Origin of the sequence: Streptomyces aurantiacus JA 4570, assembly GCF_000414115.1 — a bacterium.
GTDB classification, from domain to species: domain Bacteria; phylum Actinomycetota; class Actinomycetes; order Streptomycetales; family Streptomycetaceae; genus Streptomyces; species Streptomyces aurantiacus_A.
In genome coordinates this window covers 1-8,491 of the sequence record NZ_AOPZ01000112.1, presented here as the reverse complement: position 1 = coordinate 8,491, position 8,491 = coordinate 1, and the positions used below count along the sequence as shown (strand labels likewise).

At 73.3% G+C, this 8,491-nt stretch carries 9 protein-coding genes; 6 read left to right on the top strand and 3 right to left on the bottom strand.

Annotated elements, in window-relative coordinates; all coding sequences use genetic code 11:
• Window positions 1-677 (bottom strand): sigma factor (locus tag STRAU_RS13815; RefSeq protein WP_037659232.1); only part of this gene is annotated, 677 nt, incomplete at its 3' end.
• A gap of 75 nt (window positions 678-752) precedes the next feature.
• Between STRAU_RS13815 and STRAU_RS13810 the strand changes: the two genes are divergently transcribed.
• Window positions 753-1,451 (top strand): FMN-dependent NADH-azoreductase, encoded by a 699-nt coding sequence (locus STRAU_RS13810; RefSeq protein ID WP_037659228.1) that lies wholly within the window; start codon window positions 753-755, stop codon window positions 1,449-1,451.
• A 59-nt stretch (window positions 1,452-1,510) separates the two neighbouring features.
• Here the strand turns inward: STRAU_RS13810 and STRAU_RS13805 are convergent, their stop codons facing one another.
• Entirely contained in the window at window positions 1,511-1,990 is a 480-nt protein-coding gene (locus STRAU_RS13805; RefSeq protein ID WP_037659226.1) for a GNAT family N-acetyltransferase, read from the bottom strand.
• 83 nt (window positions 1,991-2,073) lie between these two features.
• Between STRAU_RS13805 and STRAU_RS13800 the strand changes: the two genes are divergently transcribed.
• Together STRAU_RS13800 and STRAU_RS13795 are read left to right on the top strand one after the other, a co-directional pair.
• Entirely contained in the window at window positions 2,074-2,862 is a 789-nt protein-coding gene (locus STRAU_RS13800; RefSeq protein ID WP_016640927.1) for an exodeoxyribonuclease III, read from the top strand.
• 190 nt (window positions 2,863-3,052) lie between these two features.
• On the top strand, window positions 3,053-4,096 hold the full coding sequence (locus tag STRAU_RS13795) for a DUF6528 family protein (protein WP_037659223.1): 1,044 nt from the start codon (window positions 3,053-3,055) through the stop codon (window positions 4,094-4,096).
• A 21-nt stretch (window positions 4,097-4,117) separates the two neighbouring features.
• Here the strand turns inward: STRAU_RS13795 and STRAU_RS13790 are convergent, their stop codons facing one another.
• Entirely contained in the window at window positions 4,118-4,783 is a 666-nt protein-coding gene (locus STRAU_RS13790; RefSeq protein ID WP_037659235.1) for a MerR family transcriptional regulator, read from the bottom strand.
• A gap of 245 nt (window positions 4,784-5,028) precedes the next feature.
• Between STRAU_RS13790 and STRAU_RS13785 the strand changes: the two genes are divergently transcribed.
• Genes STRAU_RS13785 through STRAU_RS13775 form a run of 3 tightly spaced genes read left to right on the top strand, consistent with a single transcriptional unit; the run spans window position 5,029 to window position 8,386 of the window.
• Entirely contained in the window at window positions 5,029-6,579 is a 1,551-nt protein-coding gene (locus STRAU_RS13785; RefSeq protein WP_037659221.1) for a flavin-containing monooxygenase, read from the top strand.
• Window positions 6,576-7,514, top strand: a complete 939-nt coding sequence (locus STRAU_RS13780) for an alpha/beta fold hydrolase (RefSeq protein ID WP_016640923.1) — start codon at window positions 6,576-6,578, stop codon at window positions 7,512-7,514. Before STRAU_RS13785 ends, STRAU_RS13780 begins: the two co-directional genes overlap by 4 nt.
• The gene (locus STRAU_RS13775; protein ID WP_016640922.1) at window positions 7,511-8,386 is read left to right on the top strand and encodes an SDR family oxidoreductase; all 876 of its coding nucleotides are present in this window, start codon (window positions 7,511-7,513) and stop codon (window positions 8,384-8,386) included. The genes STRAU_RS13780 and STRAU_RS13775 overlap by 4 nt, the downstream gene beginning before the upstream one ends.
• Window positions 8,387-8,491 lie beyond the last annotated feature (105 nt).

Here is an 8,491-nt window from a genome sequence, read left to right as displayed (position 1 = left end):
TCGCCGCCGCGGGCCGCGGCGAGGAACGCCTCGACGACGTGGCGGTGCTGGTCGGGCGGCGCCACGGCGCGGCGGTGCCCGTCCGGCTCCGGGGCGGGCGGGGTGCCGCGCACCTTGCCGCGGGCGCGGCTCGCCAGCTTCTTCGTGGCGGCCGGCGAGCGCTCCACGACGGGCGCGATCCGGTCGAACGGCACGGCGAACGAGTCGTGCAGCACGAACGCGACGCGCTCCGCCGGGGTCAGGGTGTCGAGTACCACGAGCAGGGCGCGGCCCACCGAATCGATCAGGAGCGCCTCCTCCTCCGGGCCGGGCGCGTCGGCACGGGCGAGGTGGTCGGGGATGGTGCCGTCGCCGGTCAGGTCCTCGCGGCGGGACGCGCGGGTGCGCAGCATGTCCAGGCAGATGCGGGAGACGACGGTGGTCAGCCAGCCCGGCAGGTTCCCGATCCGCCCGTCGGCCCCGTCGGCCCCGTCGGCCCCGTCGGTCTCGTTGGCGCCCTCGGCCCCGCCCGCCTCGTCCGTCCTGCTCGCCCCGCCCTCCACGCGGTCCAGGCGCAGCCATGTCTCCTGGACGGCGTCCTCGGCCTCGCTGAGGGAGCCGAGCATGCGGTACGCGATGCCGCGCAGCCGGCCGCGCTGCGACTCGAAGCGGTCCGCGAGTCCGGCCTGCTCGTCCATCGGTCACCTTTCCTCGTCGTGCTCCGTCACCTCCTTGACGTACGCGACCCGATCAATGTGACAGGAGCGAGTGGGATGAGTGACGGGAACGGGTTTTTGCTGCATGTGGACTCCAGCGCCGACCGGCGGGGCGAGGTGTCCGTGACCCGGCGGCTCACCGGGATGTTCGCGCGGAGCTGGCGGGAGCGGCACGGGGGCGCCGGATACCGCTACCGGGACCTCGTCGCCGAGCCGGTGCCGCTGGTGGGGTCCGGCTATGTGGGGCTCGGGACGCGGGTGGAGCGGCAGGGTGTCGTACCGCTGGAGAAGGTGGCGGCGCTGGCCGAGGGGGCCGAGGAAGAGCGGGAGTGGGCACTGACGCTGCCGCTGGTCTCGGAGCTGCGGGAGGCGGGGACGGTGCTTCTCGGCGTGCCCATGTACAACTTCGGGGTGCCCGCGGCCCTGAAGGCGTGGATCGACCGGGTGTCGTTCCCGGGGGCGTACACCGACCCGGACAGCGGGCGGCCGCTGCTCGGCGGGACGCGGGTCGTGGTGGTCGCGGCCTGCGGCGGCGGGTACGGGCCGGGGACGCCGCGCGCGGACTGCGACTTCCAAGTTCCGTACCTGCGGGCGTACTTCGGTGAGCTCGGGGTGGCCGAGGACGCGCTGCACATCGTGCGGGCCGAGCTGACGCGGGCCGGGGACATGCCCGGGCTCGCCCGCTTCCAGGGCCTGGCGGCGGAGTCGCTGACGGCGGCGGAGGAGGCGGTGGCCGGGCTTGCCGCGAGGCCGTAGTCCGGGGTGCGGAGTGCGGGGTCCGGGCCGCCCCGCGGGGCGGGGCTGCCGCCAAGGGGCTATCGCAGCGGCTTCGCGTAGCAGCGGCTCAACCGGGAGAAGCGGTAGTGGCCGAATTTGCCGCAGGGGGTGTAGCCGCTCGACGTGTAGAGGGAGATCGCCTCCGGCTGCTTGGTGCCGGTCTCCAGGACCATGCGGGCGCGGCCCGCCTCGCGGGCGTCGTCCTCCAGGACCGCCAGGATGCGGCGGGCGAGCCCGAGCCCCCGGGCCTCCGGGGTGACGTACATGCGCTTGATCTCGGCGTCGCCGTCCGCGTACCCCTCGCCGTTCTCGTCCATCACGCGCCAGCCGCCCGTGGCCAGCGCGGTGCCCGCGTCGTCGTACGCGATCAGGTACAGGCCGTACGGCGGCTTGAACATGGACGCGTCCAGGGGCGTCACATCGCCCTCGTCGTCGTAGCGCTCGGCGTACTCGCGCTGGACGCGGTCGTTCAGCTTGACGGCGTCCGGGTGGTCGAAGGCGACGGGCTGTATGTTCATGCTCTCCATCGTACTTCTATGCAGGCGCACGGGGGCGGCGACGGGATTCAGGGCGCTCACCAGTGTGCCGGTATCGTGCCGGGATGCTCACAGTGACCAGCGTGAATGTGAACGGCCTGCGTGCCGCCGCCAAGAAGGGCTTCGTGGAGTGGCTCGCCGGGACCGGCGCGGACGTGCTGTGTCTGCAGGAGGTGCGGGCGGAGCCGCAGCAGCTGCCGGACGAGGTGCGCGACCCCGAGGGCTGGTACGTCACGCACGCCCCGGCCGCCGCGAAGGGCCGCGCCGGAGTGTCCCTGTACACGCGGCGCGAGCCGGAGCGGGTGCGGGTGGGCTTCGGGTCGGCGGAGTTCGACGGCAGCGGGCGCTACGTCGAGGCGGACCTGCCCGGCGTCACCGTCGCCAGCCTCTACCTGCCCTCGGGCGAGGTCGGTACCGAGCGGCAGGACGAGAAGGTCCGGTTCATGGCGGAGTTCCTCGTGTATCTGAGGGAGCTGAAGGCCCGGGCCGCCGCCGAGGGGCGTGAGGTCCTGGTCTGCGGCGACTGGAACATCGCCCACCAGGAGGCCGACCTCAAGAACTGGAAGGGCAACAAGAAGAACTCCGGGTTCCTGCCCGAGGAGCGGGCCTGGATGTCGGAGGTCTTCGAGGAGTACGGGGACGTCGTGCGGGCGCTGCATCCCGAGCAGGAGGGCCCGTACTCCTGGTGGTCCTACCGCGGCCGTGCCTTCGACAACGACACCGGCTGGCGCATCGACTACCACGTGGCGACGCCGGGCCTCGCCGGGCGGGCCGTCAAGGGCTTCGTCGAGCGGGCCGCCACGCACGCCGAGCGTTGGTCGGACCACGCGCCGGTGACGGTCGTCTACGAGTAGGCCGCCCGGCCACCGTCCGTGAGTGGGCCACGCGGCCACCGTCCGCGAGTGGGCCACCCGGCCACCGGCAGGCCAAGACGCGGCGAAAAGTCCGGCAGAGGACTGTCCCGCCGCCGCGCGGCGTGACAGATTGCGGGCGCGCCCCTCGTCGTGAGGGGCGCGCCAACTGTCGGTCGCGCGGGGGTGCTTGATGTCTGCCGGTCTGTCCAGACGAGGGCTGTTGGCCGGTGCCGCCGGCGCCGTGGCGGGTGCGGGGCTCGCGGGCACGGCGTACGCGTCCGCCGCGCCGGGTCCGTACGCCAAAAGCCCCGGCGTCCCGCCCGGCACCCCGCCCGTCCTCGTCACCGAGCAGGCGAGCAAGCGCCTCCTCGTGCTCGACCCGCGCCGCCGCGTCTGGGACCCGGCGGCCGACCCGGCCGTGGTGCGCTGGCAGTTCTCACCCCTCGGCGACCCCCGCTACCGGGACCTCCGGCCGGAGGTGAGCTGGGTGTACCCGTGCGAGGCGAAGGTGCGCGTGCACCGCAAGCGGGCGCTCGTGCTGACCACGGCGTCGTTCGGGTTCGTGGCCGCCGTCGAGTATCCGACGGGGCGGCGCTACTGGGGCGCGGCGCTCGGCCCCGGCGACGACCTGTTCAACCCGCACAGCGCGGAGCTCCTGCCGGACGGCAATGTGGCGGTGGCGTGCAGCACGGGCGCGCTCGTGCGCGTGTACGCCGCCTCGCTCGGGCCGGACGCGACCCGGTACGCCGAGGACCGGCTCAAGGGCGCGCACGGGCTGCACTGGGACCGCGGGCGGCGGGTGCTGTGGGCGATCGGCGACGACGAGCTGGTGGCGTACGCCGTCGGCGGCACGTCCGCGCGGCCCACGCTGGCGCGGAGCCTCGCGGTGCCGCTGCCCGTCGCCGTGCCGGGGAGGACGGCGGGCGGGCACGACCTGTTCCCGGTGGCCGGGCGACCGGGGCGGCTGTGGGTGACGACCAACGCGTCCGTGTTCCAGTACGACAAGCGGCACGGGACCTTCGTACGGGACTACGCGGGCAGCGAGTCGATCGGCCGCGCGTCGGTGAAGGCCGTCGGCAACGACCCGCGCACCGGACAGGTCCTCAGCACCGTCCCGGAGAAGGGCCTCGAAGAGACCTGGTGGACGACGAAGGTGGACGTGCACCGGCCCGCCGCCGCGTACACACTGGTCAACGGCGGGATCTACAAGGCGCGTTGGTGGCTGCCGCGCTGAGCGGCACACCGGTGTCGCGGGTCAGTCCTCGTCCGGCTTCTCGTCCGGCTTCTCGTCCGGCTTCTCGTCCGCGAGGCGCCGGTCCAGGGCGAGGGAAAGCTCCGCCTCCACCACGGCCTTGGCGACCGGCCGCAGCATCTCGACGCTGACGTCCGCGTGGTCGGGGGCGTGCGTTCGGACGACCGTCAGGAACAACTCGGCCAGCGCGTCCGCGTGTTCACGCACCCGCTGGCCCGCCTCCAGGACCGCCGCGAGCGGAATCCCCTTGCGCACCAGGGTGGTCGAGGCGTCAAGCAGGCGGTGGCTGACGTGCACGATGTCGTCGCCGTCGGTGCCGAGATAGCCGAGGTCGAGCGCCGCCGACAGGTTCTCGGGGGTGACCTCGCCGGCGAACCGGTCGGCCAGTTCCTCCGGGGTCAGGCGGACCGGGGTCTCCTCCGACGGGCCGCCCATGCCCAGGAGTTCGGCCACGTCGCGCCCCTGCTCGAACGCCTCGGCCAGCTCCGCGATGCCGCTGAGGGTGTGCCCGCGCTCCAGGAGGGCGGCGATGGTGCGCAGGCGGGCCAGGTGGTGCTCGTCGTACCAGGCGATGCGGCCCTCGCGGCGCGGGGGCCGGATCAGCCCGCGCTCGCGGTAGAAGCGGACGGTGCGCACGGTGATGCCGGCCTCCTTGGCCAGCTCCTCCATGCGGAATTCGCGTACGGGAGCGGCGTCCGCCGCCGTGCCCGCCGCATCCGCCGTCGTGCCTGCCGCCGCGTCTGCCACTTCGTCTGCCACGTGAGCAGCCTATGCCGGGACGGTGCTGTCACGCCGGGGTCGTACCGCGGGTAACTTTCCTCCGTCCGCCCCCTACCCATGAGTACGCAGCTGTCCTACGCTCCTAATTGCGCCAGTGCTTACTGGCAGAGTCACACTCCTCGGGAGGCGTCGGCATGGCCGGGAGCGAACGTGTGGAACACGTACGGGTGGCGGTGATCGGGTCCGGCTTCGGCGGGATCGGGGCCGCCGTCCGGCTGCGCAGGGAGGGCGTCACCGACTTCGTCGTCCTGGAGCGGGCCGGCGCGGTGGGCGGCACCTGGCGGGACAACAGCTATCCGGGCTGCGCCTGCGACGTGCCGTCCCACCTCTACTCGTTCTCGTTCGCGCCCAACCCGGACTGGCCGCGCACCTTCTCCGGGCAGGAGCACATCTGGGACTACCTGGAGCGGGTCGCCGACACCTTCCGGCTGCGCCCGCACATCCGCCTCGACACCGAGGTGCTGAAGATGACCTGGGACGGCGACGAGTTGCGCTGGCGGATCGAGACCAGCACCGGGACGCTCACCGCCGATGTCGTCGTCTCCGCCACCGGGCCGCTCTCCGACCCGAAGACGCCGGACATCCCGGGCCTGGACACCTTCCCCGGCAAGGTCTTCCACTCGGCCCGCTGGGACCACGACTACGACCTGCGCGGCAAGCGCGTCGCCATGGTCGGCACCGGCGCCTCCGCGATCCAGATCGTGCCGGAGATCCAGCGCGACGTACAGAAACTGACGCTGTTCCAGCGCACGCCGCCCTGGGTGCTGCCGCGCGCGGACCGGGCGATCAGCGGCGCCGAGCGCTGGCTGCACCGGCAGTTGCCGTTCACCACCTACGCCCGCCGGGGCCTGCTGTGGGGCATCCGGGAACTCCAGGTGCAGGCGTTCACCAAGCGGCCCGACGAGCTGGGCCTGATCGAGCGGATCGCCAAGCGGAACATGGAGCGGTCCGTGAAGGACCCGGAGCTGCGGGCCAAGCTGACGCCGACGTACCGCATCGGCTGCAAGCGGATCCTGCTCTCCAACTCCTACTATCCGGCGCTCGCGAAGCCGCACGTGGACGTGGTCGCCAGCGGGCTCGCCGAGGTGCGCGGGTCCACGGCCGTGGCCGCCGACGGCACCGAGGCCGAGGTTGACGCGATCATCTTCGGCACCGGCTTCCACGTCACGGACATGCCGATCGCCGACCGCGTCGTCGGCGCGGACGGCCAGACGCTGATGGAGTCCTGGAAGGACGGCATGAAGTCGCTGCGCGGCGCGACCGCCGCGGGCTTCCCGAACTTCTTCACCGTCATTGGCCCGAACACCGGCCTCGGCAACTCCTCGATGATCCTGATGATCGAGTCCCAGCTGAACTATCTCGCCGACTACGTAAGGCAGTTGAACATCATCGGCGGCCGCACCGCGCTCGCCCCCCGCCCCGCCGCCGTCGAGGCGTGGAACCACCGCGTCCAGGAGCGGATGAAGCGCACCGTGTGGAACACCGGCGGCTGCACGAGCTGGTACCTGGACGCGAACGGCGTCAACACCACGGTCTGGCCCGGTACGACGACGGAGTTCCGCGCGGCCACGCGCCGCGTCGACCTGTCCGAGTACGAGGTCACGCGCGTCCCCGGGACGGACGCGCCGCCCCGGCCGCGTACCGCGGGGAAGAGCCGGTCGGCGAAGGTGAGGGCCACGGCATGAGCAGGCTCACCCACGTCCTCGGCGGGCCGTACGCGCCGCCCGTGCCCGCGCACGAACTGACCGCCGTGTCCGCCGACGGCGCGCGCGTCCACGTCGAGGTGCACGGGGCCGAGAACGCGCCCGCCGTCGTCCTCGTACACGGCTGGACCTGCTCCACGGCGTTCTGGGCGGCGCAGATCCGGGCCCTGTCGGCCACGTACCGCGTGATCGCCTACGACCAGCGCGGGCACGGGCGCACGGACGCGCCCCTGGAGGCCGCCGGATACGGCACGCGGGCGCTCGCCGACGACCTGGAGGCCGTGCTCGCCGCGACCCTCGCGCCCGGCGAGGGAGCCGTGCTCGCCGGGCACTCCATGGGCGGCATGACGCTGATGGCGGCATCCGGCAGGCCCGGGGTGCGGGAGCACGCGGCGGCGGTGCTGCTGTGCAGCACGGGCAGTTCGCGGCTCGTCGCCGAGTCGACCGTGGTGCCGCTCCGCGCGGGCGCCCTGCGGACCCGGCTCACCCGCCGGGTCCTGGGCGCGCGGGCGCCGCTCGGGCCGGTGACGCCGCTGGCCCGGCGCGCTCTCAAGTACGCCACGATGGGGCCCGGTTCGGCCCCCGAGCGGGTCGAGGTGTGCGCGCGGATCGTGCACGCGTGCCCCCGCGTGGTGCGCTACCGCTGGGCGCACGTCCTGGACGAGCTGTATCTGGACGCCGGGGTCGGCGAGTTGACCATGCCGACCGCCGTCATCGCGGGCACGGCCGACCGGATGACTCCCGTCGCGCACGCCCGCCGGATCGCGGCCGCGCTGCCGCACTGCCTGGGCCTGACCGAGCTGACGGGGGTGGGGCACATGACGCCGGTGGAGGCGCCGGAAGTGGTGACGCGGCGGATCGCGGAACTGGCGGATACGTACGTGGTGGTCCGGGAGCGGGAGAGGGAGGGCGCGTGAGCAAGGTGAGCCTGGAAGGGCAGGTCGTCGTCGTCACGGGGGCGGCGCGCGGGGTCGGTGAACTCCTCGCCCGCAAGCTGTCGGCGCGCGGTGCGCGGGTGGCGCTCGTCGGCCTGGAGGAGGCCGAGCTGAAGCAGGTCGCGGGGCGGCTGCACACGGAGGGCGACCACTGGTACGCCGACGTCACCGACCACGAGGCGATGGCGCGGGTGGCCGGGGAGGTGAAGGAGCGCTTCGGGAAGGTGGACGCGGTCGTCGCCAACGCCGGGGTGGCGAGCGGGGGCCCGTTCCTGTCGTCCGACCCTGACGCCTGGCGGCGGGTCATCGAGGTCAACCTGATCGGCAGCGCGGTGACGGCACGGGCCTTCCTGCCCGTCCTCATGGAGAGCCGCGGCTATCTCCTCCAGATCGCCTCGCTCGCCGCGCTGACGCCCGCGCCGATGATGACCGCGTACTGCGCGTCCAAGTCGGGCGTGGAGGCGTACGCGCACGCGCTGCGGGCCGAGGTCGGCTACAAGGGCGTGAAGGTCGGCGTCGGCTATCTGTCCTGGACGGACACCGACATGGTGCGCGGGGCCGATCAGGACGACGTCATGCGGGAGTTGCGGTCGCGGTTGCCGTGGCCGTCCAACAAGACGTATCCGCTCGGGCCCGCCGTCGACCGGCTCGTCGCCGGGATCGAGCGGCGCTCCGCGCATGTGTACGCGCAGTGGTGGCTGCGGGGCATGCAGGGCCTACGGCCGTATTTGCCCGGGGTCATCGCTGCCGTCGGCCAACGGGAGATGCGGCGCTTCGAGCCCCGGCTGGGGGAGGTCTCGACCGGGCTGGTCGGCGCCGGGGGCACCGCGGATTCTCGCCGGGGGCGGTCTTAAGGTCCCGCCGTAGGCCGGGGCACCGCCGCCGTGACGTGAACGTCGTCGTGGGCTGCCTTTAGGGTCGGGAGCCGCCCCTGGCGGCCCAGCTGCCCACAGCAGGCG